Genomic DNA, 24377 nt, shown 5'->3' on the forward strand with positions numbered 1-24377 from the left:
GAATGACTCAGGCTTTCTCAACCAGCATGCGGCCGACCATTTCCATGTGCAGGGCGTGGCAGAACCAACTGCAGTAGTACCAATGCAAGCCGGCCTTGTCGGCGGTGAAGGTGATGGATGAGGTCTGTTGCGGGCTGATCTCCATGCTGGCGCCGTGGTTGGTCATGACAAAACCGTGGGACACGTCTTCGATCTGGTCGATGTTGGTGATGGTCACGGTCACCTCGTTGCCTTGCTTGACGGTGAACTCCGTCAGGCCATAGGCCGGCGCCATCGACGTCATGTACACCCGTACCTTATTGCCGTCGCGGATGACCTTGTTGTCGGTTTCGAGGTTGATGCCGTCCTTCTTCGCCAGGGCCACGGTGTCGGCGAAGAACGGATCGTTGCGGTTCCAGATTTTCTGGGTCTTGATCTGGTCGCGCCGCGCGAGAATACAGTCATGGGGTTCGGCGAAGGCCGGGCCGTCGTGCACCAGCTTCATCTCTTCACCGGAAATGTCGATCAACTGATCGTTTTCCGGGTGCAATGGGCCGGTGGGCAGGAAGCGGTCCTTGGAGAATTTGCACAACACCACCAGCCACTTGCCGTCCGCCTCGCTGGTTTCGGTGAGGGACGCATGGTTGTGGCCCGGCTGGTACTGGACGTCGAGTTTCTGCTTGATGTAGTTGACCTTCTCGCCCTTGTAGGCGCGGATGGCCTCGTCCATGTTCCACTTCACCACCTGGCTGTCGATGAACAAGGTCGTGTAGGCGTTGCCGCGCCCGTCGAACGTGGTGTGCAGCGGCCCAAGCCCCAGTTCGGGCTCGGCGACGATCACTTCGCGCGGGTCCTTGTAACGGTCGTTGAACAAATCATCCAGACGGTCGATGGCGATCATCGAGACCGTGGGCGACAGCTTGCCGTTGGCGATGAAGTACTTGCCGTCCGACGAGGTATTGAGCCCGTGGGGGTTCTTCGGCACCGGAATGTAGCGAGTGAACTCAGAGTCCTTGCCGTCGGTCTTGCGGCCATCGACGACCGGCACCTTGGAACCGTCCAGGGTGATGAACTTGCCGGCCTTGATCGCCGCCTCGATCCGCGGGATGTTGAACACCACCACCCAGTCGCGCTCGTTGCGCATCATGCCGCCCAGGTCGTAGGCTTTCTCGGAGTTGTAGCAGGTGCTGGCGGCGTATTTGCCGGTGTAGTCGGCGTCGGAGTTGTCCAGGTTGCCGTCGACGATTACCTGGAAGGCCATCTCCATTTTTTCGGCATCGATGGCGTTGAACATCGTGAAGCTGTTTTTGTCCTGCAGGTCGAAGGTATGGCCGTCGTTGGGGTGCGGGATCACGAACTCGGCGTTGGCGAACACGTACTTGGTGTACGGCACCTTCTGCAGGCGCAAGCCGTGGATGGCCTGGACGTTGGGCACGGTGAGGATCTTGTCGCACTTCATGATGTCCAGGCGAATGCGCGCGACCCGGGAGTTGGCCTTGTCATTGATGAACAGGTATTTGCCGTCGTACTTGCCGTCGGTCATGGAGATGTGCGGGTGGTGGCAGTCGCCGTTCTGGTATTTGGCGCTGTCACCGAGGATGCGCTTGCTCTCGTTGGTCAGCCCCCAACCGGTGGCCGAATCGACGTTGAACACCGGGATGCGCATCAGCTCGCGCATCGACGGCACACCCAGCACCCGCACCTCGCCTTGGTGGCCGCCGCTCCAGAACCCGTAGTATTCGTCCAACTCACCGGGCCCGACGTGGATCTTGGACTTGGCTTCCTTGGCCGCCGCTGCCCAGGACTCGCGGGTGAACGTCCCGGCGCCCAGCGCCGTGGCGCCGGCCAGCACCGCGCCCGTCACCGCACCGGTGCCGAGAAAACTGCGCCGGCTGACACCCCGGGGCGCTTCCACCGCGCCAGGGACTTGGTCTTTTTTGTCGCTCATGCTGTGTGCTCCATGAAGAATGAAACGGTCAAGGGACAGGCCATTGGGGTGCCTCAAGGCGCCGGGTTCACCTGCACCACGGGAATCAGTTGCGCATCGGTCACGGTCGCCTTGCCGCGCTTCTTGCGCTTGTTGATCAGCGGTGGGCATTTGTTTTCGTTGTGCCAGGTCATCTGGCAGTCGAGGCAGTAGTGGCATTCGTTGGCGTTGATCCGGCCATCGGGATGGATCGCCTGGATCTCGCATTCCTTGGCGCACAGTTGGCAGGGGTTGCCACATTCCTTGCGGCGCTTGAGCCAGTCGAACAAGCGCAGGCGGGTCGGCATCGCCAAGGCGGCGCCCAGCGGGCAGACGTAGCGGCAATAGACTTTGCGGGTAAAGACATTGATCACCAGCAGGCCCGCTGCGTATGCCACGAACCACCACTGGCGGTCGAACTTGAGGGTGATGGCGGTCTTGAACGGCTCCACTTCGGCCAGCCGTTCGGCGCTGGACATCGACTCCAGCGAGACGCCGAACAGCACCAGCAAAATGATGTACTTGATCGCCCACAGCCGCTCATGCACGGCGAACGGCAGCTCGTATTGGGGCACCTTGAGCTTGCGCGCCAGTTCGTTGATCAGCTCCTGCAACGCGCCGAACGGACACAGCCAGCCGCAGAACACCCCGCGTCCCCACAACAGAATGCTGCCGGCGGTGAACACCCAGAGGATGAAGATCAGCGGATCGGTGAGGAACAGTTCCCAGCGAAAGCCTTCGAACAGGGCGTGGACGAAGGTCAGCACGTTGACCACTGACAACTGCGCCAGCGCAAAGCCGCCCAGGAACACCACGGTGAATACCAGGTAACCGCGACGTACCCAGTGCAACAACGTGGGCCGCCGGGCCAGTGAATCCTGGAAAAACAGGATCGCGGTGAGGACCAGCAACGCCGCACCCAACACCGAAATCTCCACGTTTTTCTGGTACCAGAGTGTCAACCACATTGGCCGGCTGGCTTCTTCGGCGGCCGCCAGTTGCTCGGCGGTGGGCAATGGCCGTTCCAGGTAGGGTTCGGGCAGTTGATAGGCCAGCTCGAAACTGCTGAAGGTGCCGCTGACCGGACCGGTCTGGCGGCGCACCAGCAGCTCCAGGTTCCAGGGCGAGCCGGGGTCGAAACGGTGGGCGGCACGGATGATGAAAATCGCCATTTCATCGAAGTCCGGCATGTCATCAAGGGCCACATCATTCAGGCGCTGGAAATCCAGGTCGCGAAAACTGATGGTGTCGCCGGACTGACGCAACTGCACCCGGTCGAAAATGCCGCCGCGCACGTAACCCGAGCCCTTGAAGGAATAACGACCACTGCCCATCACTGCGATGGCTTGCTCGCCCGGCTTGAGCTCGGCCATCAGCGTGCGGTATTGCGCCTCGCCCAGCAGGTTTCGGCCAATGGAGGGTGGGTTGAGGTGGGTGGCGTAGAGGTCGATGAAGGTGTCATTCACCTGCTCGCCGCTGGCGGTCTCGACCTGTTCGGCTTCGGTGCCCTTGAAGGACGCATCGACCTGGCCACGGGTCAGGTGCAGGCGACGGACCGCGCCGTTGCCCGCCAAGGTCTTCCAGTCGGCAGCCTCGTAGATATCCGCGCGCACCCGCGCCGGTGCCACGGCCAACCCCGCATCGCCCTTGACCAGGCCGAGGGACACCGCGACATCGTGGGCGGCGCGCATGATCACTTCGTTGACCACCATGGCCGTCACCGTGGCGCCGGCGATCGCATCGACCGTCACCGCATTCGGGTCGCTGGAATGCCCTACCACCACTCGCTGGTTGACCTTGATGCCGCTGTAGCGCGCGCTGAAGCCGTGGAGTTTTTCTTCGGCGATGCCGATCAGCAGGATCGGTTCGTGGTGTTCAAGCACATAGGCGTCGAGAATCACCCCGGTAGGATCGAGAATGACCTGGACGTTGATCGGCTTGCCGGAATACGCCGGAATGTCCACCACATCCAGGCTCTGGAACACGTAGCCCGCGACCTTGCCAGCGGCGGACAGCTTGCGAACCTTGAAGGGACCGTCGGGTTCGGAGATCGAATCGACCGAGCCCAGGACGTGGTGGATGCGTTGTTGCGGGAGGTCACCGTAGTCCTTGGCCTGGACGATTCCAGCGAACATCAGCAGTAGAACGAACAGCCCGGGGAGCCAGGAGCGGGATAGGTGTAACATCACAGAGGAACGGGTCATGAGCGCCAGGGCTTGAAGACAGGATCTTGGCGATCATTGTGGGGCCCGCCCGTGGCTTGGGCCCTTGATTGAAATCAACTCGGGAAAACTAAACGCCGAATCCGAGAGCAGACACGAATGTCCAGCAAATGAAGGCCGCTTTTGTGGCGAGGGAGCTTGCTCCCGCTGGGGCGCGAAGCGCGCCCCCATGAAGCGGCCCACATCAACCTGACACACCGTGGCGCCTGGCCTTGGGGCTGCTGCGCAGCCCAGCGGGAGCAAGCTCCCTCGCCACAACAGCCGTTCAGCTGTGTGTCAGGGGCTGTCGATCGTTCCCTCGCTCCTGCGTGGGAATGTCGCCAGGGACGCTCCGCGTTCCACTTCTTCAAAAACTAAACTCCCCATCCGTGAGCACACCCGGACGTCCAGCAAATGAAGGCCGCTTTTGTGGCGAGGGAGCTTGCTCCCGCTGGGCGCGAAGCGCCCCCATGAAGCTGCCCACATCAGCCTGACACACCGTGGCGCCTGGCCTTGGGGCCGCTGCGCTGCCCAGCGGGAGCAAGCTCCCTCGCCACAACAGCCGTTCAGCTGTGTGTCAGGGGCTGTCTGGGTTCAGCGCAAGCCATAGGAATAGACACGGCCGTCATTGCTGTCGTACCAGTTGCCGTTGGCCCAGATCACCCGGTCCTGGGCCGGTTGAAAACCGAGGATACCCAGGTAACCGCCGATGGCGAGGCGTTGCCAGGAGCGGCCCCAATCCTTGGAATAAAACACCCCGTTGGCAGAGATGTTCGCGTCCGACCACCAATAGAGCCAGCGCGGTGGATGGTGCTCGCTGGTGGTGTTGATCAGCAGGGTGTCTTGTCCCATCCAGAGATTATCGCCACGCACCTGGGTCTGCGACGCCAGGGGTGAAAACACGCTGGGCAGTTCCCCCATGGGCGTCCAGGTCAGCGCGGCGGTGTCCAATTCGGCGACAACAGCTTGCCCGTGGTCGCCCTGGTCAATCAGCCCCATCACCCGCCCGGCGTCGTTCTGCAGCACCTTGTTCACGAACAGGTTGTCGGCACGCTGCACCTCCACGACCCGCCACTGCCCAGCCTTGGCTAGCAGCCGCGCCCGTGTCGTGACGTTAACTGCGATGTTGTCACTGACGCCATCCGGGTGGCTACCCCAGAAGCGTTGGGAGACCCAGATAAAGGCCGTCTGCGCGTCCAATTGCAGGACACTGGTCCGGACGGTCCCTTTTGCGCCTTCGCTGGTGTGCCAGCCAGTGATGTCCGGGCGTTTGCCATGGGCGTATTCGGCAGATACGAGCAGCGACTCGGGTGCCATGATCGGCGAGCTGTGCGCACCGCGATCAGCCGAGTAAAAGACGCCGGTGGAAACGGCAATCGGCTTTGCTTCATCGCCGTCCTCCTTCACCCCGTCCGGCGTGCCCACGGCCCAGACTTCATTCACGCCGTGGAAATAGGGAACGAGGCTCCAGGCCAACGAATCGACCTCGGGAAACCAACCCTGGGTCAACCACGTCCAGCGCTGGCCTTGATCGTCGCTGCGAAAGACCACGGTCTGATCGGGCTCCGGGGCATTCGCCGTCTCAGGTCGACGCAGGCCCGTGAGCAGGAACACACTGGTCCCATCGGGACTGGCCACAAGACAAGCGGCGCCGCTGACATGGGCCACAAGCTGAAACTGCCCCTTGTCATCCAGGCGGGAAATGAAGGAGGTTTCCGTTTCCCCACGAGAGAACAAACGGGAAAAGGTGCTGGGCTCCTCCGGTTCTTCAGTCTCGACGGGCTTGCCATAGACCACCGCATCCAGGTTGACGACGTCCGCGGACGGCTCGAACGTTCGGGCCTCTTCCTCCAGCCGCGCCACCAGCCAAGTCCCCTGCGGTGTCACCGTCACGCCCGTGCAATACTGGGTCATCGCGCGCAAGCGGGTATCCTTCACGGTGCCCACTTGCTGCTGATCAGGGCCGTCGCCGCCCCACTCCAGCTTGGCACTGGCAAGCATCCACATGTACCACAGCGCCGCGCCGACCAGCAGAGCGACAAATAATCTAGAGAGCAGTTTTGAACGAGACATGGGGAGGTCCGTATCCAGGGGAAAACTGCGAAGCTTTTCTCATCTCTTTTGTCCGGAGTAAATTTTTATCGCACGAGAATGGCCAAACCCGGTCGCATAAATGTCAGCGCTGTGATCCAGGTTACATTCTTCGTGACGCCGCCTCACCTGACCGCCCCAGTGCGACAAGCAGATGCCCACAAGGAACGCTCCATGCCCCCACGCTCCGGCCCCGCCGCCTCTTCATTGCCTCAAACCACCGGTTTCGTCCGGGTACGCGGTGCTCGAGAACACAACCTCAAGAACGTCGACGTGGACATCCCCCGTGATGCCCTGGTGGTGTTCACGGGAGTGTCGGGTTCCGGCAAGTCGTCGCTGGCATTTTCCACGCTCTATGCCGAGGCCCAACGTCGTTATTTCGAATCCGTCGCGCCCTACGCGCGGCGCCTCATCGACCAGGTGGGCGTGCCAGACGTGGACAGCATCGAGGGCCTGCCCCCGGCCGTTGCCTTGCAGCAACAGCGCGGCACACCCAGCGCGCGCTCGTCGGTGGGCAGCGTCACCACCCTGTCGAGCCTGATCCGCATGCTCTACTCCCGCGCTGGCAGCTATCCGGCCGACCAACCGATGCTCTATGCCGAGGACTTCTCGCCCAACACGCCCCAAGGCGCCTGCCAGGAATGCCACGGCCTGGGCCGAGTCTATGAAGTGACTGAAGCCTCCATGGTGCCGGACCCGTCGCTGACCATCCGCGAGCGCGCCGTGGCCGCCTGGCCCATGGCCTGGCAAGGCCAGAACCTGCGGGACATCCTCGTGACCCTGGGCTATGACGTCGACATCCCCTGGCGCGACCTGCCGAAAAAACAACGGGACTGGATTCTTTTCACCGAAGAAACCCCGACCGTTCCCGTCTACGCGGGACTGACCCCGGCCCAAACTCGCGAAGCACTCAAGCGCAAGCTCGAACCCAGCTACCAAGGCACCTTCAGCGGCGCCCGACGCTACCTGCTGCACACCTTCATGCATTCGCAAAGCGCCCAGATGCGCAAACGCGTGGCCCAATACATGCGCGCCAGCCCCTGCCCCGTGTGCGAAGGCAAGCGGCTCAAGCGCCAAGCGCTAACCGTGACCTTTGCCGGCCTGGACATCGCCGAGCTGTCGCACCTGTCCCTGCTCGAACTGGCCGAGGTGCTCAAGCGGGTCCAGGCCCCTGACTACCTTGAACAGGCCGAAGAAACAGGGGATGTCCTCAGTCACCAGCAAACCCGAAAGGCCCGGGAACAACGCGCCGCCCGGGGCGAAAGGCCCCACGCCGGTGGACCGGACGCCCGCCACACACCCAACCTCTCCCTGGAAAAGCGCCTGGCCGCCCAACGCATCGCCGCGGAGCTGCTGGAACGGATCACCACCCTGATCGACCTGGGCCTCGGCTACCTCGCCCTGGAACGCAGCACGCCGACGCTTTCCTCCGGCGAACTGCAACGCCTGCGCCTGGCGACCCAACTCAATTCCCAGCTGTTCGGCGTGATCTACGTGCTGGACGAACCCTCCGCCGGCCTGCACCCGGCCGACAGCGAAGCGCTGTTTGGCGCCCTGCAACGCCTCAAGGCAGCGGGCAATTCGGTGTTTGTAGTCGAACACGACCTCGACACCATGCGCCGTGCCGACTGGCTCATCGACGTCGGCCCGGACGCTGGCGAACAAGGTGGCAAAATCCTCTACAGCGGCCCACCGGCCGGCCTTGGCCAGGTCACCGAATCACGCACCCGCGCCTACCTGTTTAGTGAAGAACACGCCACGACACGCAGCCCGCGCGCCCCCAAGGATTGGCTGCGCCTGGAAGGTATCACCCGCAACAACCTCGACAACCTGAGCGCGGCCTTCCCGTTGGGCTGCTTCACCGCCGTGACCGGTATCTCTGGCTCCGGCAAATCGAGCCTGGTCAGCCAGGCCCTGCTGGATCTGGTGGGCGCCCACCTGGGCCAGGCCAGCCCCAACGCCGAGCCCGACGAGCAAAGCCTGGAAGACGAACCCGTGCAAACCAGCGCTGGGCGCGTGACCGCCGGGCTAGACGCGGTCAAGCGGCTGGTCCAGGTAGACCAGAAACCCATCGGCCGCACCCCGCGCTCCAACCTCGCCACTTACACCGGGCTGTTCGATCACGTGCGCAAATTGTTCGCTGCCACTGAGCAGGCAAAGGCGCTGGGGTTCGATGCCGGGCGTTTCTCCTTCAACGTCGCCAAGGGTCGCTGCGAGACCTGCGAAGGTGAAGGTTTCGTCAGCGTCGAATTGTTGTTCATGCCCAGCGTGTACGCCCCCTGCCCCACCTGCCACGGCGCGCGCTACAACCCGCAGACCCTCGAGGTTCGCTGGCAGGGCCTGGACATTTCCCAGGTCTTGCAACTGACCGTGAACCAGGCGCTCGAGGTGTTTGCCGAGCAAGCGGCGGCCAGGCGTTCGTTACACGTGCTGCAGGATATCGGATTGGGTTACCTGCGCCTGGGCCAACCGGCTACGGAGCTGTCCGGCGGCGAAGCCCAGCGGATCAAGCTGGCGACGGAACTGCAGCGCAAGGCCCGGGGCACGACGTTATATGTATTGGACGAACCCACCAACGGGCTGCATCCCCAGGACGTGGACCGCTTGCTGGTGCAGTTGAATCGCCTGGTGGATGAAGGCCATACGGTGGTTGTGGTGGAACATGACATGCGGGTGGTGGCGCAGAGTGACTGGGTCATCGATATTGGCCCGGGCGCTGGAACCCAGGGCGGAAAGGTGGTCGCTTGTGGGGATCCGAAGAGTGTGGCGAAGTCCCGGGAGAGTCGAACAGCAGGGTTCCTGAAAAGGGCTTTTCAGCATGAAAAATAGAGGTTTTTCAATGTTTCTCGCTGTTGCGGAAAAGCTGTCTATACTGTCCCAAGTTAATCGTTTCAGTCGATGTAATTAACTGCAACCTCAGGGGGCAATGGGCTGAGGTTGCACTGGCAAGGACGCAAAATGACATCACCCCAACTGAAAGAACAAACCTTACACTGCGGGATGAGGGGTTATTATCGCGCGCTGAAGCACCCCCCGATGAATTGGATGTGCCCTCCCGATATACCAATCCCCTTCGCAGCTCCGATCGCGGCCACAAAACCGCCAGTGGTGATGGGTGCTGAGGTTGTAAAACTCATCTACTCCGCTTGGCGAATATCAAGGTGACATACCTGACTGTGCAAAGGTATTCACATTAATATTTTTCGAGCGCATCCATTATGCTCAAGCCTATTCCAAGCCACCTGTTCAATTTAATTCAAGAGGTGGAGAATAATATTCCAGGGAAAAGCCACGACGAGTACACCGAGATACTCGGTTGGATGTTCTCGAAACTAGGGCTTGAAAAATTTGCTTATGTTCATCTGGAGGCCGCACCCTTCGATAATGCCAAAGTCTCCATCCACAGCAATTACCCCGCTGAATGGGTGGACACTTACCGCAGAAATTCATTGCATAAATCAGATCCGGTCATGGCCAACACAGCCATTACCGCCACGCCTTTTTTCTGGGATGAAATTCCACAAGAACTGGACAATAACCCGGAAATATTTGATCAATCCGCGTCCTATGGCATCAAGCAAGGGTTCACCATTCCGATTCATGAGCCGGGCAGATCGTTCGGCTCTATTCACTTGTCCTCGGAAGAGAATGATCCTGACTTCCCAACTATTGTCAGGGAGAATATGGTCATTATTCAGACGCTCAGCATCATCGCCAACCAGCACCGCCCGCTTGAGGTCGGTGTAGAAAGCACGCTCAAGCTATCGCCCAGGGAAATAGAATTCTTGCGCTGGCTTGCGCTTGGAAAAAACTATAAGGAAATTGGCTTGATCATGAATATCACCGAACGAACAGTGAAATTTCATGCCAAGCAAATGACTGAAAAAATGGAGTGCACCAACGTCAAGCAAGCCATGTTCAAAGCGGCGCAGTTGAACCTCATCTGACATTCGTCGCCACTCAACTTTAATACCAGAGCACACTCAGGCGAAATTCACCTGGGATGCGATATTGAAAAGCATGCCGCAGGCAAACAACCCAATCACCAGGGAAATGGCTCGATTTAAAAACCGCCCGGATACAATCGCGTGGAACTTTCGACCACAAAAAGCGCCAGCCGCAATCCACACCAACCCTACCGGAAAAATAATGGCTGAGAATAGCAGCATGAACGACAGCCAGCTATCCAGCGACAGGAATGTTCCCGCCGGCGCAACGAAGGAAACAAAAAACAAGCCTTTGGGATTTGTCAGCGTTGCCACGAATAAATCCGGAACGGTAATACCCGTCGTTGCGCCAGGCCCATGGTCTTTTACCGAGAACCAAAGTTTCAAGGAAATATAAAACAGAAAACACACAGCAAAGATTTTGGTGGCGATCACTACCCACGAGTGATCGGCTATCAGTAAGTCAATGAATACTCCCCACATCGTCATCTGAATAACGTATGCCAACCATTCTGCTGCAACGAAGCGCATCGAAAGCGAATTGAGCCCTTTACTTATACCCGCTTGCAACAACAACGAGTTCGTTGGTCCCGGAACCAACAACACGGTCAACAACGAAAGCGCAATATAATTCATAGTATCCATCCATATCAGCAGCCGGTACGGCCAGTTTCCAGGGTCAGATCGATCCATCATCCTTCCGCATGATCTCAGGCAGAGCCATGAAGTCAGCAACTCAGTCATACGAGGTCAGACAACCAACTTAAATAGAGCAATCACACTAGACCACCATCAATGTGCCACACCTCTTCAAACCGCTCGCCAATCCATAATCCTTGGACTCCCTGTCCGTGAGTCAACCCGCGATAGAAAGTCACCGTGCCCACGACTAGATGACCTTTTGTTTACAGGCACTGAAGTTTATTTTCAGCGCGTCAATTTTTTGAACAAAATAATATCAGTCTGTTATGGGTGACATTTTTAGAATCGTCAAAAAAACAAGAGGCCAGATTTATTTCATTTTCAGGCAACACCCTTTAATCAACACCAGTTTGCCACCATTTCGCGCCTATACTTTTTTGGATGCCAAGCAATACAAATCCACAACTAACGAGCACCCCTCTACTTATAAGGTGCCCCGCCAGCGCACCGCCCCCTAATTAGGCTACACACTCTATAAATCAAAGACTGTACTTTAGGACAGTTGAAATACCTTAGTGCAAAGTTAACAGTAGCTTCACCTGCAGCCAAGAAGTCGCACCGATGAACTACTCCCCGTGCACCTATGAATTTTCCGGCGTATCCACCCGCATCGTAAGCTACTCAAACATCCCCCTCGAAACCCTCGAACAAATATTGTCCATTCGAAAACTCGCCTTCATCGATCGAAAGAAATGGGACATTAAAAGTTATCAAGGCAGCGATTATGAGTGGGATGAATACGACGACCCCGACGCGCTCTATCTCTACGCCCATGAAAACGACCGCGTCACCGGCTGTGTTCGACTACGCGCCTCCAGCAAACCCACATTGATGAATGGGTCCCTGAGCTTTATTCTTCCCACCGAAAAAACCAGACCGCCTTTGAATCACTGTTGGGAAGCCACTAGATTTGCACTTTCAGCCAACAATCTTTCCACGAGAAAACTCACCCGAGCTAATGTAGACATTCGCACAGCGGCACTTTTCCTGTCAATGATTAAGTTTGCCCAACAACAAAAAATTCACACATATGAAATTATCGTTGACACCCTGATGGAAAAGATCCTGAAACGTTCTGGCTGGCCAATTGAAAGAATCAACAGCGCATTAGGCTCGAAGGGAGAGCAGATCATTTACGGCACATTGCCATGCACTTTGAAAACTTATGAGGAGGTCCTCAGCAAAAACGCCATCCACCGAGCAACTGTATTTACCCATTCGCACATGACACACCGCTCGTCAGATAGACTCCATAAATCCCTGGACACTCCCCAGCTACTCGCCGATCGAAACATTCCGGCAAAGATACCCATGCACACTGAGCTGCAGCTTTAATCAAATAATTGGATGATTTTGGAGAAAGGATGAACCTACAACGATTATTCCCGCACGTTGGTAAAGTCATTGCCAGTACAGGTAGCCGCCATTTCCCGCGCATGTTGCATGACTTGATACTTACGGAAATCCCCGTGGACGCCACACATATTACCGAGCAACGGATCGGCACAAGTAATATGTCAGAACCCAGCACTTCCAGCCTAGGCTGCGTCGGCATGGACAACGCTTGCGTCGGCGCCCTCATGGACACGCATACCGCCAAGCCATTTTTCCTGGCCGACGACATTCTCTTCGAAGACGCAACGCCGCAAAAAATACCCAACTTCTCCCGATGCTTGCTTAAATGCGAACGCTCGGAAAAAGTGCCTGCCTACAGCACAACGACCCAGTTACACCTGAGCACCCGAAAGAACGGCCGTCGTTATGTACTGTCTATTTACCGTTCGCCTCTTTCAAAAGGATTTACCGCCCAAGAACATGCACTGCTGAAAGATTTTTCCTGTCTTTTATTGCCCATGGTCGAGGAGCATGTAGCGGCGCTTGTTCCACCGGAGTCCACCCGGCAGGATCCGTTCCTGGCGTTGGACGCTTCGGAAAATGGCGGTATGGAAGCACTGCGTCAACGCTTCGCTGATCGACTGCTTCTATCGGGACTGAGTTTGTCCTCTCGTGAAACGGAAGTGTGTGTGGGGCTGCTGGCCGGGCGCACCGCCCCCGAACTTGCCGAGCAACTGAACCTGAAAGTCAATACCGTTGAAAGTTATCTGAAGCGCGCCGCCATAAAGATGGGGATTGGCGGGCGTCGTTCGCTGATCCGTTGGATGCATTCGATGGATGCCACACCGGCTCACATGGAATGGAATGGCAATAACGCGATTCAACAAGCCGTATAAAACTCCCCCCAACGGTTGCTCACTCACTGACCGAGTCGAGTATTTGTTGGGGGAATATGGTTCCCTCCCTCCGCCGTACCGTCCTCCCTTGGCGATCGAGTGCAACGCTTCACCCATTCCAACGCATCGTCCACGTAAGTGAAAATCACCGGTACCACCAGCAAGCTCAACAGTGTCGATGTCAACAAACCACCCATGACCACCACCGCCATCGGCTGTCTGAAGCTCGGGTCCTCGCCCATTCCCATTGCGGTCGGCAACATCCCGGCACCCATCGCAACGGTTGTCATCAGGATCGGGCGGGCACGTTTGTGGCAAGCATCCACCAACGCATCGTATCGACCCAGGCCGTAATCGCGGCGAGCCACGATGGCGTACTCCACCAACAGAATGGAGTTCTTGGTCACGATACCCATCAGCATCAACAAGCCAATGACCGATGGCAGGGAAAAACTGAAATTGCAGATCAGCAAGGCCAATAACGCGCCACCCAGCGAGAGCGGCAGTGCCGAAAGAATCGTGGCCGGTTGCAAGAAGTCGTGGAACAGCAACACCAGGACCGAGTAGATACAGAACACGCCAATGGCCATGGCCAGGCCGAAGCTGGCGAACAGTTCCGTCATCAACTGCAGTTCGCCCTGCTCCACCAGCTTCACTTCGGCTGGCAAGTTGCGCATCACTGGCAGTTGGCGGGCCTCGGCCATGACCTCACCCAGGTTGCGACCATTGAGTTCTACAGACAGGGTGACATTGCGCAGGCGGTCCAGCCGGCTGATTTGCGCCGGCCCGCTGCCCATGCTGATGTCCCCCAACGAGGCCAGGGCGACCTGGCCGTCTCGACCGGTTACTCGCAATTGACTGATCGCCTGCAAGTCGTCGCGCAACAGCGAATCCATGCGCACCCGCACGTCCACCTGGCGCTGGGACAAATTGATCTTGCCCAGTTGCGAGGAGTATTCGCCATAAGTCGCCATGCGCAAGGTATCGGCGATGTCTTGGCTGGTGATGCCCAGTTCCGCTGCCCGGGCAAAATCCGGTCGCATCTGGATTTCCGGTCGTTGCAGGGCGCTGCTTGACGAGACGTTGCCGATCCCGCGCAGCTCCCGTAACTGGGGCTCAAGGGCGCTCGCCGTGCGCTCCAGCAGATCGCCGTCATCACTGGCAAGGACGATATTGAGCTTCTCTCCGCTGCCATCGCCGCCAACGTTGATGCGCACGCCCGGGAGTGTGCGCAACACCTGGCGCATCTGCGCTTCCACCTCCACCTGCTTGCGCTCGCGTGCATCCCGGGGTGCAAGTTCCACCGTCAGGACCGCATCGCCAGCACCGGTGATATCGGCAGGGCTCGAGCCGGAACTGCTGGCGGTCCCCACAGAGCTGAACACATGCGTAACGTCAGGAAGCTCACGCAGCCGCTCGCTGGCCTGCAAGGCCATTGCGCTGGTGTGTTCCAGCGTCGTTCCTGGCGGCAACTCCAATGTGATTTTGCTACGGCCGGTGTCCTGGGCAGGCAGGAAACTGGTGGGCAGCAAGGGCACCAACGCCAGAGCTGCGACGAAGCACAGGCCGGCCAGAGCCATCGTTGTCTTGCGCCGAGTCAGGCTGAGGTGAATCCAGCCCAGGTAACGGGTCATCAAGGCGCTGTCATGGTCGGCTTCGTTCCTCGCCTTGAGGAAATAAGCCGCCATCATCGGCGTCAGCAGCCGCGCCACCAGCAGTGAGAACAGCAGCGCAACCGACGCCGTCACACCAAACTGGCGGAACAGCTTCCCGGCGATCCCCCCCATGAACGCCGTGGGCAGGAACACCGCGACCAGGGTGACCGTCGTGGCGAGCACCGCCAGGCCGATTTCATCCGCGGCCTCGGTGGCGGCCTGGAGCGGGGTCTTGCCCATGCGCAAGTGCCGCGCGATGTTCTCGATCTCGACGATGGCATCGTCCACCAGCACACCGATGACCAACGCCAAGGCCAACAAGGAAACGGAATTGAGGGTAAACCCGGCCAGGTACATCACGCCGAAAGTGGGGATGATCGACAGCGGCAGCGCCGTGGCGACGATGAGCGTGGCGCGCCAGTCCCGCAGGAACCACCAGACCACCAGCACCGCCAGAAGCATGCCTTCGTACAGCAAATTCATCGAGTCGTGATAGTTGGCGAGCACGGCCTTGACCGTGTCACTGACCTCAACGATTTGCACGTTGGGGTGCTGTTCCTCAAACGTGGCCATGGCCTGCCGCACGTCATTGGCGACGCCGACATCGGAGAATCCCAGGGAACGCGTGACCTGGAAACCGATCACCGGCCGGCCATCACGAAACGCCCGCGAGCTACGTTCGGCATGGGTGTCACGAATGTCGGCCAACTGCCCCAGGGCAAGCAGGCGCCCGTCGCCACTGGGAATATCGATAGCGCCGAGGGCCGCCGGATCATCAATGGCGCCCAAGGTGCGCATGGCTTGCTGACCGCTGCCCAAGTTGCCCTGTCCACCGGAGTTGTCCTTCTGCATGGCCCGCAACTGGTTGGCGACGTCCGCGACGCGAATGCCCAGGCCCGCCATCAGCGCAGGGTCGAGATCGACCTGGACTTCCCGATCGACCCCGCCCGTACGCGCGATCATGGCCACCCCGGGCACCGCCAGCAGCTGTTTGCTCAACTCATTGTCGACGAACCAGGACAAGGCTTCTTCATCCAGGTTGTCGGAGTCGATGACATAGGTCAGCAACGCCGAGGCGCTGGTGGTCAGCCGGGCAACCGACGGTGTATCCAGGCTCGCCGGCAGTTGCGCCATGGCACTGTCGACCGCGTTGCGCACTTCGTTGAGCGCCTCGTTGCCATCCTTGTCGATATCAAAGCTAACGTTGATGTTGACTGCACCGTCGGTGATGGTCGTAGTCACGTGCTTGAGCAGGCGCAGGGACGTCAGCTTGTCCTCGATCTTGCGCGCCACTTCCGTTTCCAATTGCTCCGGGGCCGCGCCTTCCAGCGAGGCGCTGATCACCACCACCGGCAGGTCCATGTCCGGAAAGTCCTGGATGGCGAGTCTTTCAAAGCCCGCCAAGCCAAAGAGCGTCAGCAGGATGAACAGCATGACGGCCGGGACCGGATGGCGGATCGACAAGGCTGAAATGTTCATGGCTGGGCGACCTGGGATTGAACGAGGGTCACGCTCGCGCCATCGTTGAGGAACGCACCGCCGGCACGCACGATGCGCGCAGGCTCATCGAGGCCGCTGAGGATCTCCACGGCCTGATGCATGCGTCGGCCGACCACCACCGGCCGCTGGACCACATGCATGTCGTCATTGAGCGTGAACACATAAGAGCGCCCGTCCCGCAGGATAACGGCTGTGTCCGGCACCGTGACGGCCTCCCGCGGCGCCAGTTCGATCTGGCCACTGGCATACATGCCGGCCTGGGCGGCGCTGTCGGTTGGCAGGGAGACATAGATCAATCCCCGGCTGGTCTTGGTATTCAACGTAGGTGATACCAACCGCACCCGCCCTTCCAGGCTCTGGCCATCGGGCAATGTCATGCGGGCGACCTGGCCAGGCTGCACTTGGGCCAGTTGACGGGCATCCAGCTCGGCCTGCCATTCGATGCGGCTGTCGCGCACCATGCGAAACAGCTCGTCGCCAGCGGAGAGCACCTTGCCGAGCAGCGCCGTGCGCGCCGAAATGACGCCATCGTCGACGGCGACGATGCGCGTCTGTCCGAGCCGGATCCGCGTGCTCTGCAGTTCGGCGCGGGCACTGGCGAGATCAGCCTCGGCGAGCGCGACCTTGATGCGATAGTCTTCGCGTTGTTGTTCCGACAGCGCCCCGCCCTGTCCGACGACCCGGGCCCGACGATCATTGGAACGGGCCTGTTCCAGGTTGGCTTCGGCCTGGGCGAGGAGCGCCTTCTGTTTGTTTTCTTCAGCGATCACCGTTTCGCTGGCAAGCGTGGCCAGCAACTGACCTTTCTTTACCCGGCTGCCTACATCGGCCTCGATGCTGGCGATGCGCAGGTTACTGGTCTCGGCATTGATCACCGCTTCCTGCCAGGGTGCGAGCGCGCCAGTGGCAAACAACAATTGCGGCCAGACCTGGCGTTGCGCCTGGACGACTTCCACGCTCAAGCTGCTGACCCGGGGCGCGGCCTCGGCCGGCTCAGTGCCGCGGCGAAAATAGATCAACGCCACCACGAGCGCGCACACAACGATTGCCAACGCGTACTTGCCCGATCTCGACCTCACGCGCCGTCTCCGCTCAATGGCCGATTCCGCGCCAGCGGCTGGTCGGCTTGCCAGCCGCCTCCCAGCGCTTTGTACAGGGCAATCCAGTAGCGCACCTGATTCTGCTGCAAGGTGATCAATTCGATCTCGGCGGTCAGCGCCTGGCGGCGTGCGGTTTCCCGGTCCAGCAGGCTGACGTTGCCAGCCTGCCAACTGCGGTCGATGGCCTCGAAAGACTCCCGGAAACCGGCGGTGGAACGTTCTACATCCGACTCCCGGCGACGGGCCGCATCGAGACGCACCAACGCCTGCTCCACTTCCATCACACTGGTGCGCAAGGTCTGGCGGTAGACCGCGAGGGCTGCGTCATAGGAGGCCTTGGCCCCCTGCGCCGCCGCGCGACGCTTGCCACCGTCGAACAGCGGAATCGACAGTACCGGGCCCAATGACCAGGAGCGGTTGCGCTGGCCGACCATGGTGCCCACGGAAATCGTCCCGGAAAGACTCAAGCTCGGCAGGCGATCAGCCTGGGCGACGCCAATCTCGGCATTCGCCGCTGCCAGCTCGCGCTCACTGGAAGCGACGTCCGGGCGTTGACGCAGCAAGTCGGCCGGAATCTGCTGCACATTGAGTGCTGCCGGTTGCGGCAGTTGCGCCGGGGTGTGGCCGAGCACTTCCAGCAATCGACGTTCATCGCTGCCTGTCAGCGCCACCAGGCTCTTGAGCAGCACCTGGCATTCGCTCTGCTGTTGGACCAGGGTCGCGGCGCTGCTGGCGGCACTGGCATCGGCCAGCGCTGCGTCGGCGGAGGACGTGAAGCCCGCCCCGAACGACTGGTGCGTCATGCGTGCAGTGTCTTGTTGTGACTGGGCCTGGTCACGGTAGGCCAGTGCCAACTTCTGGCAGCCCCGGTATTGCACGTAGTAATCACCGACTTGGGCCGCCAGCGAAACCCGCGCGTCATGCCAGTCATCCACCCGTGCTTCGGCGCGGGAGCTGGCCGCTTCATTGTTGCGGCGCAACTTGCCGAACAGATCGAGTTCCCAAGCGGCATCCATCGTGGCCGAAGAACCTGAGCCCCCCAGGCGTTCAGAACCGGTCTGCTGCCCGCCTCGACCACCGGACAACCTGCCATCGAACTTGGGCAAGGCATCGGCGGCGTCACTGTCGGCGGTCGCACGGGCCAGGGAAATATTGGCCCAGGCCTGGTCCATGGACGGGCTATCGGCTTCGGCCAGACGCAACAGTTCGGCCAACGCCGGGTCATCGAATTGCTGCCACCAGTCAGTCAACCCGGCCACGGACGCACCATGTGGCACCGGTGCCTGCCACTGGGCGGCAATCGGAACGTCTGGCACCCGATAGTCAGGGCCCAATACGCAACCACTCAAGGCCACCGCACACAGTGTCACCCACAATATTCTTCCTGGGGGCTTGATGGCAGGCATAGGGTTCTCAAAGGGCGTCAAAGGTGAAGACAGCAAGGCACCCGGCTCCGGCGCAACTCAGCGGTGTGGCAGGTATTTAACCCCGCGCCCGTTCCGATGTCTGGCGTGGAAATTGGGGACAGCTGCCGGCAGGAAAACTCGCGATAACGGCGGGGGCCTGTTGAAATGAGCTCGACTTGCCAAGTAATGGCTGCACTTGCTGTCGAGCAGCAACCGCCCCCGCTCGGTTCACTTTCCATAGCCAATGGATGATCGAATATGGAAGCACTCAATTACCTCGAAAACATCGAATCGAACGCACGTACCTATGCGCAGACTTTCCAGCGACTGTTCGTCAGCGGCAAAGGCATGCGTATCAAGGATGCCAGCGGCCAGGAGTTTCTCGATTGCCTGTCGAACGCCGGCACACTGGCCCTCGGACACAATCCACCCGAAGTCCGGGACGCGGTGATGCGCTTCCTCGCCAGCGATCATCTGCAGCAGGCATTGGACTTGGCCACGCCGGCCAAGCATGCGTTCGTGCAGGAACTGTTTTCGATGCTGCCGGCGCCAATGCGTGACACCAGCAAGATTCTCTTCTGCGGGCCCAGCGGTTCGGATGCGGTCGAGGCCGCCATCAAGTTGGCACGCCACTACACCAAGCGCTCGCCTTTGATGGCGTTCCACGGCGGCTACCATGGCATGACGGCCGGCGCATTGTCGGCGATGGGCAAGCTGTCGCCCAAATCCGGCGATGGCTTGATCGCCCAAGGCACGCACTTCCTGCCCTTTCCCTATCGGTTTCGATGCCCGTTCGGCACCCATGGCGAGCACACCGATCAACTGTCCATCGACTACATCCGCACCGTCCTCTCAGACCCCGAAGGCGGCGTCGCCAAGCCGGCGGCGGTCATCGTCGAGGTGGTGCAAGGCGAAGGCGGTTGCATCCCGGCCTCGGCCAACTGGCTGCGGGCGCTGCGGGAAATCACCTTCGAGCAGAACATCTTGCTGATCGTCGACGAAGTCCAGACCGGCCTGGGGCGCACCGGCAGCACCTTCGCCATCGAGCACGCCGGCATCGTCCCCGACATCCTGGTGCTGTCCAAAGCCATCGGCGGTGGCTACCCATTGGCGGTGATCGTGTACGCCGAACATCTGGATACCTGGGGGCCTGGCATGCATGCGGGGACCTTCCGCGGCAATCAGGTGGCGATGGTTGCCGGCGCCGCCACCATGCAGCAAATCCGCAGAGACCATCTCGTCGCCCATGCCGCGCGAATGGGCGAGCGGCTGGAGAGCGGCCTGCAGGACATCGCTCGGCGTTGTCCATTCATCGGCGACATCCGTGGGCGCGGGTTGATGATCGGCGTGGAAATCACCCAGCCGGCAGACAACCAGCGCGCCGGCCAGGCTGACGGCGCACGTGCACACGCCATCAAGCTCAACTGCTTCGACAATGGCTTGATGATGGAAACCGGCGGGCGCCATGGCGCAGTGCTCCGGTTCCTTCCGCCCCTGACCATCACCGAGACCGAGGTCGGCATGGTGCTGGACCGCTTCGAACAGGCGGTGAGGAAGGTTGGCGAAACACGCCCCCATGCAACACGCGTGGCGGTATAAGGCGCCAGGCACAATTCCTGTGGCGAGGGAGCTTGCTCCCGCTGGGTCGCGAAGCGGCCCCCAACACGGTCGACTCCATCAACCAGACGGACCGAGCTGCCGGGGTTTAGGGCCGCTTCGCAGCCCAGCGGGAGCAAGCTCCCTCGCCACAGGTTCCATGTCTGGCCTCAGGTTCAATGTCTGGCCTCAGGTTCCATGTCTGGCTTCAGGTTCCATGTCTGGCTTCAGGTTCCATGTCTGGCTTCAAGCTTGACCATCACCGAGACCGAGGTCGGCATGGTACTTGACCGCTTCAAACAGGCGGTGAGGAAGGTTGGCGAAACACGCCCCCCATGCAGCACGCGTGACGGTATAAGGCGCCAGGCACAATTCTTGTGGCGAGGGAGCTTGCTCCCGCTGGGTCGCGAAGCGGCCCCAACACGGTTGGCTCCATCAACCAGACGGACCGAGCTGCCGGGGTTTAGGGCCGCTTCGCAGCCCAGCGGGAGCAAGCTCCCTCGCCACAGGTTCAATGTTTGGCCTCAGGTTCCATGTCTGGCTTCAGGTTCCATGTCTGGCTTCAGGTTCCATGTCTGGCCTCAGGCTCCATGTCTGGCCACAGGTTCTATGTCTGGCCTCAGGCTCCATGTCTGGCCACAGGTTCTATGTCTGGCCTCAGGCTCCATGTCTGGCCACAGGTTCTATGTCTGGCCTCAGGCTCCATGTCTGGCCACAGGTTCTATGTCTGGCCTCAGGTTCCATGTCTGGCCACAGGTTCCACGTCTGGCCACAGGTTCCATGCCTGGGTTCGAGCCCGGCAGCCCGGCTCAATCCCGCGCCAATGCATTAATCGGATCGAGCCGCGCGGCGTTACGCGCGGGCACGAAGCCGAACACGATGCCGATCAGGGTCGAACAGACGACCGCGGTGACGATCGATCCCATCGAGAACACCATCTGCCATTCCTTGACGAAGATCGAAAAGACATAGCCGATACCAAACGACAGCGCGATGCCAATGGTGCCGCCTATCAGGCACACCATCACCGCCTCCACCAGGAACTGCTGGCGGATGTCGGACTGGCGCGCGCCAACGGCCATGCGGATACCAATCTCACGGGTTCGTTCGGTCACCGAGACCAGCATGATGTTCATCACACCGATGCCACCGACCACCAGCGAGATGATCGCAATCAGCGAGAGCAGCAGCGCCAGGGACTGGCTGGTCTTCTGCACCGTCTGCAGCACGCTGTCGAGGTTGTAGGTGAAGAAGTCCTTGAGGCCATGGCGTTGGGTCAGGAGCTTGACCACATTGTCTTCCACGACTTTGCTCGGTTGCCCGTCCTTTATTCGCACCGTGATGCTGTCCAGGAACCGCTGGCCCAGTAACCGGCCGGCCGCCGTTTCATAGGGCATCCATACGTTCAGGCTCTTGGAGGTGTTGAAGACGCTCTTGCGGTCTTCGGTCACGCCGATGACCGTGCAAGGCAGGTTATCGATGAGGATCACCTTGCCCAGCGGATCGGTGTTCGGGCCAAACAATCGCTGGCGGGTATTGTGGTCGATCACCACCACTTGTGACTGTCGCCGGGCATCGTCCTTGCTGAACGCGACACCGGAGCCGATCTTGATCCCGCGAACCTGGAAATAGCTATCGCTGACACCGTTGACGGTCGCGTTGACGTCGATGTTTTCATAGCGCAATAGCAGATTACGACCAACGTTGGGGGTCGCGCTGTCGATGTAATACTGGTCGCCCAGGGCCGTGACGTCGGACAGCACCAGGGTTTCGATCGCGGTTGAGCGACTGTCCCCCCAATCGGCCCCGGGCATGATCTCGATCGTATTGCTGCCAATCGCCTGGATGTCCTTCAGGACATACGCCTTGACCCCTTCGCCGATGGCCACGATCGAGACCACCGAGGTGATGCCGATGATGATGCCCAACATCGTCAGCAGGGTGCGCATGCGATGGGACACCAGCGCCACCCAGGCCATGTTGAACGCTTCGCTGAACAGCCCGAAGCGGGCGAGCAGGCCGTTCGCCGGCTTGACCTTGGCCGGGCGTGTGCCTTGTGGCGACAGGTCCTCCAGCGGTTGCTGCGGATTGGGTCGATCGCTGACGATCTCGCCGTCGCGGATCTCGATGATGCGCTGGGCATGGGCGGCCACCTTTTCATCGTGGGTCACGATGATGACCGTGTGCCCCGCCCGGTTGAGCTCCAGCAGGATCTTCATCACCTCCTTGCCGCTGGTGGTGTCCAACGCACCGGTGGGTTCGTCCGCCAGGATGATGTCACCGCCGTTCATCAGGGCCCTGGCGATACTCACCCGTTGCTGCTGGCCACCCGAGAGCTGGCTGGGCCGATTGCTCAGGTGCCCCACCAGCCCCAGGCGTTTCAACAGTTCCCCGGCACGGCTGTGCCGTTGCGATTCGCCCGCGCCGGCATAAATCGCCGGCATCTCGACGTTGTGCAAGGCACTCAGGTGCGGCAGCAAATGGTAGCGCTGGAAAATGAAACCGAAGTGATCCCGACGCAACACCGCCAGTTCACGGTCGTTCATCGAACCGGTTTCGCGCCCATCCACCTTGTAGCTTCCGGCGCTCGGATGGTCGAGGCAGCCAAGCACGTTCATCAAGGTCGACTTGCCGGAGCCGGACGCCCCGGTGATCGCAACCACCTCGCCGGCATTGATCGTCAGGTTGATGTCCTTGAGGGCGATGAAGGCCTTTTCGCCGGCCTGGAAGCTGCGGGTGATGCCCTTGAGTTCCAGCAATGGTTGGGTCATGGTCAGGCTCCCGCCACGGCCGGGGTCGGCTCGCCGATAACGACCTTGTCACCTTCGGCCAGGCCATCCTTGATCTCGGCCCGGACGTTGTTGTTGATGCCCATGCGCACGTTACGCGGCTGGGCCTTGCCTTCGGCATCCAGCACACGGACCACGAAGCTGCCGTCCTGGTTTTTCGCACCCAGGGCAGCGACGGGAACCGTCAACACGTCCTTGGCCTTGTCGAGGACGATACGGACCTGGGCCGTCATGGAAATGCGCAGGCGATGGTCAGGGTTCGGCACATCGAAGAGGCTGTTGTAGAACACCGCGGTATTTTGCTTCGGCGTCCCGGCGTTCTGGGTTTCGAGGAAGTTCTGCGGCGCCGGCTCAGTGCCGCGCAGCTTGGCGTAATAACGCTTTTCCGACTCGCCCAGGATGGTGAAATACACCTCTTGGCCAGGCACGATGTGGATCACGTCGGCTTCCGACACCTGCGCCTTGACCGTCATGGTGTCGAGGTCGGCGAGCTTGAGCAGGACCGGCGCCAGTTGCTCGGCAATCACGGTCTGGCCTTCCTGCGTGACGATCCCCACCACGTAGCCATCGATCGGCGCAACGATATGGGTGTAGGCCAGGTTGACCCGCGCGGTTTCCACTTGGATGCGGGCGTCCTTGATCTGCGCATTGAGGGAAAGCAGGTTCGCCTCTTCCACCCTGTAGTTGGACTCGGCGGTCTCGTATTCCTGCTTGGAGATCGCGTCGTCCGGCTGCAGTTTCTTGTAGCGATCATAAGTGGCCTTGGCGTCCTTGAGTTGCGCCGCCGTGGCCTGCCGCTTGGCCACCAGGTTCTCCTCGTTGACCAGGGCCTGGCGCAAGGAGTTCTGCGCCAGCATCGGGTCGATTTCCGCCAGCCATTGGCCCTTCTTGACCTTGTCGCCCAACTTGACCTTGAGCGACTTCAGTTGGCCCGACACCTGGGCACCGACATCGACTTGCTTGACGCCCTGGAGCGTGCCGGAGGCCAGCACCGCGTTTTCGATGTCCGTGCGTTCGACCATGGCGGTCAGGTACTCCGGCGGTTTGCCCGGCGATTGCGCGCTGTAGAAAACCAGACCGGCCACCACGACCAGGACGAGCACGATAGCGATTTTGCGAAACTTCGACTTTTCCATAAATAACCATGAGTGCGTTGATTTCAGGCCCGGCCAGCGTGGCGCCGGGTTCCATGGATGTGCGTCAAGGAAGAGCCG

At 60.3% G+C, this 24377-nt stretch carries 13 protein-coding genes and 2 pseudogenes; 5 read left to right on the forward strand and 10 right to left on the reverse strand.

The genetic code is table 11. From position 1 onward, the window contains the following. Positions 1 to 7 precede the first annotated feature (7 nt). From nosZ to M1D99_RS17705, 3 genes are all read right to left on the reverse strand, one after another. The gene (nosZ, locus tag M1D99_RS17695; protein ID WP_186710342.1) at positions 8 to 1927 is read right to left on the reverse strand and encodes a TAT-dependent nitrous-oxide reductase; all 1920 of its coding nucleotides are present in this window, start codon (positions 1925 to 1927) and stop codon (positions 8 to 10) included. Between the two features lie 53 nt (positions 1928 to 1980). Then, positions 1981 to 4131 carry a transcriptional regulator NosR gene (nosR, locus tag M1D99_RS17700; protein ID WP_434576531.1) on the reverse strand — a complete coding sequence of 717 codons (2151 nt, stop codon included), beginning with the start codon at positions 4129 to 4131 and terminating at the stop codon, positions 1981 to 1983. A gap of 609 nt (positions 4132 to 4740) precedes the next feature. Then, positions 4741 to 6219 carry a hypothetical protein gene (locus M1D99_RS17705; protein ID WP_458130524.1) on the reverse strand — a complete coding sequence of 493 codons (1479 nt, stop codon included), beginning with the start codon at positions 6217 to 6219 and terminating at the stop codon, positions 4741 to 4743. A gap of 192 nt (positions 6220 to 6411) precedes the next feature. Here M1D99_RS17705 and M1D99_RS17710 point away from each other — a divergent pair, with 192 nt between their 5' ends. Together M1D99_RS17710 and M1D99_RS17715 are read left to right on the forward strand one after the other, a co-directional pair. Next, positions 6412 to 9066 (forward strand): excinuclease ABC subunit A, encoded by a 2655-nt coding sequence (locus M1D99_RS17710; RefSeq protein WP_458130525.1) that lies wholly within the window; start codon positions 6412 to 6414, stop codon positions 9064 to 9066. A gap of 389 nt (positions 9067 to 9455) precedes the next feature. After that, positions 9456 to 10184: a helix-turn-helix transcriptional regulator gene (locus M1D99_RS17715; protein ID WP_186730805.1), complete on the forward strand. Its 729-nt coding sequence runs from the start codon at positions 9456 to 9458 to the stop codon at positions 10182 to 10184. A 36-nt stretch (positions 10185 to 10220) separates the two neighbouring features. Here M1D99_RS17715 and M1D99_RS17720 read toward each other — a convergent pair whose 3' ends face one another. Continuing rightward, on the reverse strand, positions 10221 to 10820 hold the full coding sequence (locus tag M1D99_RS17720; protein WP_434570745.1) for a LysE family translocator: 600 nt from the start codon (positions 10818 to 10820) through the stop codon (positions 10221 to 10223). Positions 10821 to 11447: 627 nt separating this feature from the next. Between M1D99_RS17720 and M1D99_RS17725 the strand changes: the two genes are divergently transcribed. Together M1D99_RS17725 and M1D99_RS17730 are read left to right on the forward strand one after the other, a co-directional pair. Next, positions 11448 to 12221: an acyl-homoserine-lactone synthase gene (locus M1D99_RS17725; protein ID WP_434570747.1), complete on the forward strand. Its 774-nt coding sequence runs from the start codon at positions 11448 to 11450 to the stop codon at positions 12219 to 12221. Between the two features lie 29 nt (positions 12222 to 12250). After that, the gene (locus M1D99_RS17730; protein WP_186710335.1) at positions 12251 to 13117 is read left to right on the forward strand and encodes a helix-turn-helix domain-containing protein; all 867 of its coding nucleotides are present in this window, start codon (positions 12251 to 12253) and stop codon (positions 13115 to 13117) included. Between the two features lie 23 nt (positions 13118 to 13140). On the opposite strand, the gene M1D99_RS17735 is transcribed toward M1D99_RS17730, so the two are convergent. Genes M1D99_RS17735 through M1D99_RS17745 form a run of 3 tightly spaced genes read right to left on the reverse strand, consistent with a single transcriptional unit; the run spans position 13141 to position 18742 of the window. Continuing rightward, on the reverse strand, positions 13141 to 16251 hold the full coding sequence (locus tag M1D99_RS17735) for an efflux RND transporter permease subunit (protein WP_458130526.1): 3111 nt from the start codon (positions 16249 to 16251) through the stop codon (positions 13141 to 13143). Further along, complete coding sequence (locus tag M1D99_RS17740; RefSeq protein ID WP_434570750.1) at positions 16248 to 17351, reverse strand: efflux RND transporter periplasmic adaptor subunit; 1104 nt, start codon at positions 17349 to 17351, stop codon at positions 16248 to 16250. The genes M1D99_RS17735 and M1D99_RS17740 overlap by 4 nt, the downstream gene beginning before the upstream one ends. Beyond that, positions 17348 to 18742: an efflux transporter outer membrane subunit gene (locus M1D99_RS17745; RefSeq protein WP_458132150.1), complete on the reverse strand. Its 1395-nt coding sequence runs from the start codon at positions 18740 to 18742 to the stop codon at positions 17348 to 17350. The genes M1D99_RS17740 and M1D99_RS17745 overlap by 4 nt, the downstream gene beginning before the upstream one ends. Positions 18743 to 19036: 294 nt before the next feature. Here M1D99_RS17745 and M1D99_RS17750 point away from each other — a divergent pair, with 294 nt between their 5' ends. Continuing rightward, positions 19037 to 20377, forward strand: a complete 1341-nt coding sequence (locus M1D99_RS17750) for a diaminobutyrate--2-oxoglutarate transaminase family protein (protein WP_434570754.1) — start codon at positions 19037 to 19039, stop codon at positions 20375 to 20377. An 806-nt stretch (positions 20378 to 21183) separates the two neighbouring features. Here M1D99_RS17750 and M1D99_RS17755 read toward each other — a convergent pair. From M1D99_RS17755 to macA, 3 genes and pseudogenes are all read right to left on the reverse strand, one after another. Beyond that, a pseudogene (locus M1D99_RS17755) lies at positions 21184 to 22386 on the reverse strand (ABC transporter permease); the annotation flags it as partial. 62 nt (positions 22387 to 22448) lie between these two features. After that, positions 22449 to 23145 (reverse strand): annotated as a pseudogene (locus M1D99_RS17760) (ABC transporter ATP-binding protein); the annotation flags it as partial. Between the two features lie 2 nt (positions 23146 to 23147). Further along, on the reverse strand, positions 23148 to 24299 hold the full coding sequence (macA, locus tag M1D99_RS17765; RefSeq protein WP_186710323.1) for a macrolide transporter subunit MacA: 1152 nt from the start codon (positions 24297 to 24299) through the stop codon (positions 23148 to 23150). Between the last annotated feature and the right edge of the window lie 78 nt (positions 24300 to 24377).

The organism is Pseudomonas sp. R3-41 (assembly GCF_054161485.1).

Coding starts and splice junctions, on each gene's coding strand:
- macA (WP_186710323.1), bottom strand. CDS start 24,299: ATGGAAAAGTCGAAGTTTCGCAAAATCGCTATCGTGCTCGTCCTGGTC.
- M1D99_RS17725 (WP_434570747.1), top strand. CDS start 11,448: ATGAACTACTCCCCGTGCACCTATGAATTTTCCGGCGTATCCACCCGC.
- M1D99_RS17720 (WP_434570745.1), bottom strand. CDS start 10,820: ATGAATTATATTGCGCTTTCGTTGTTGACCGTGTTGTTGGTTCCGGGA.
- M1D99_RS17715 (WP_186730805.1), top strand. CDS start 9,456: ATGCTCAAGCCTATTCCAAGCCACCTGTTCAATTTAATTCAAGAGGTG.
- nosZ (WP_186710342.1), bottom strand. CDS start 1,927: ATGAGCGACAAAAAAGACCAAGTCCCTGGCGCGGTGGAAGCGCCCCGG.
- M1D99_RS17730 (WP_186710335.1), top strand. CDS start 12,251: ATGAACCTACAACGATTATTCCCGCACGTTGGTAAAGTCATTGCCAGT.
- nosR (WP_434576531.1), bottom strand. CDS start 4,131: ATGTTACACCTATCCCGCTCCTGGCTCCCCGGGCTGTTCGTTCTACTG.
- M1D99_RS17710 (WP_458130525.1), top strand. CDS start 6,412: ATGCCCCCACGCTCCGGCCCCGCCGCCTCTTCATTGCCTCAAACCACC.
- M1D99_RS17735 (WP_458130526.1), bottom strand. CDS start 16,251: ATGAACATTTCAGCCTTGTCGATCCGCCATCCGGTCCCGGCCGTCATG.
- M1D99_RS17750 (WP_434570754.1), top strand. CDS start 19,037: ATGGAAGCACTCAATTACCTCGAAAACATCGAATCGAACGCACGTACC.
- M1D99_RS17705 (WP_458130524.1), bottom strand. CDS start 6,219: ATGTCTCGTTCAAAACTGCTCTCTAGATTATTTGTCGCTCTGCTGGTC.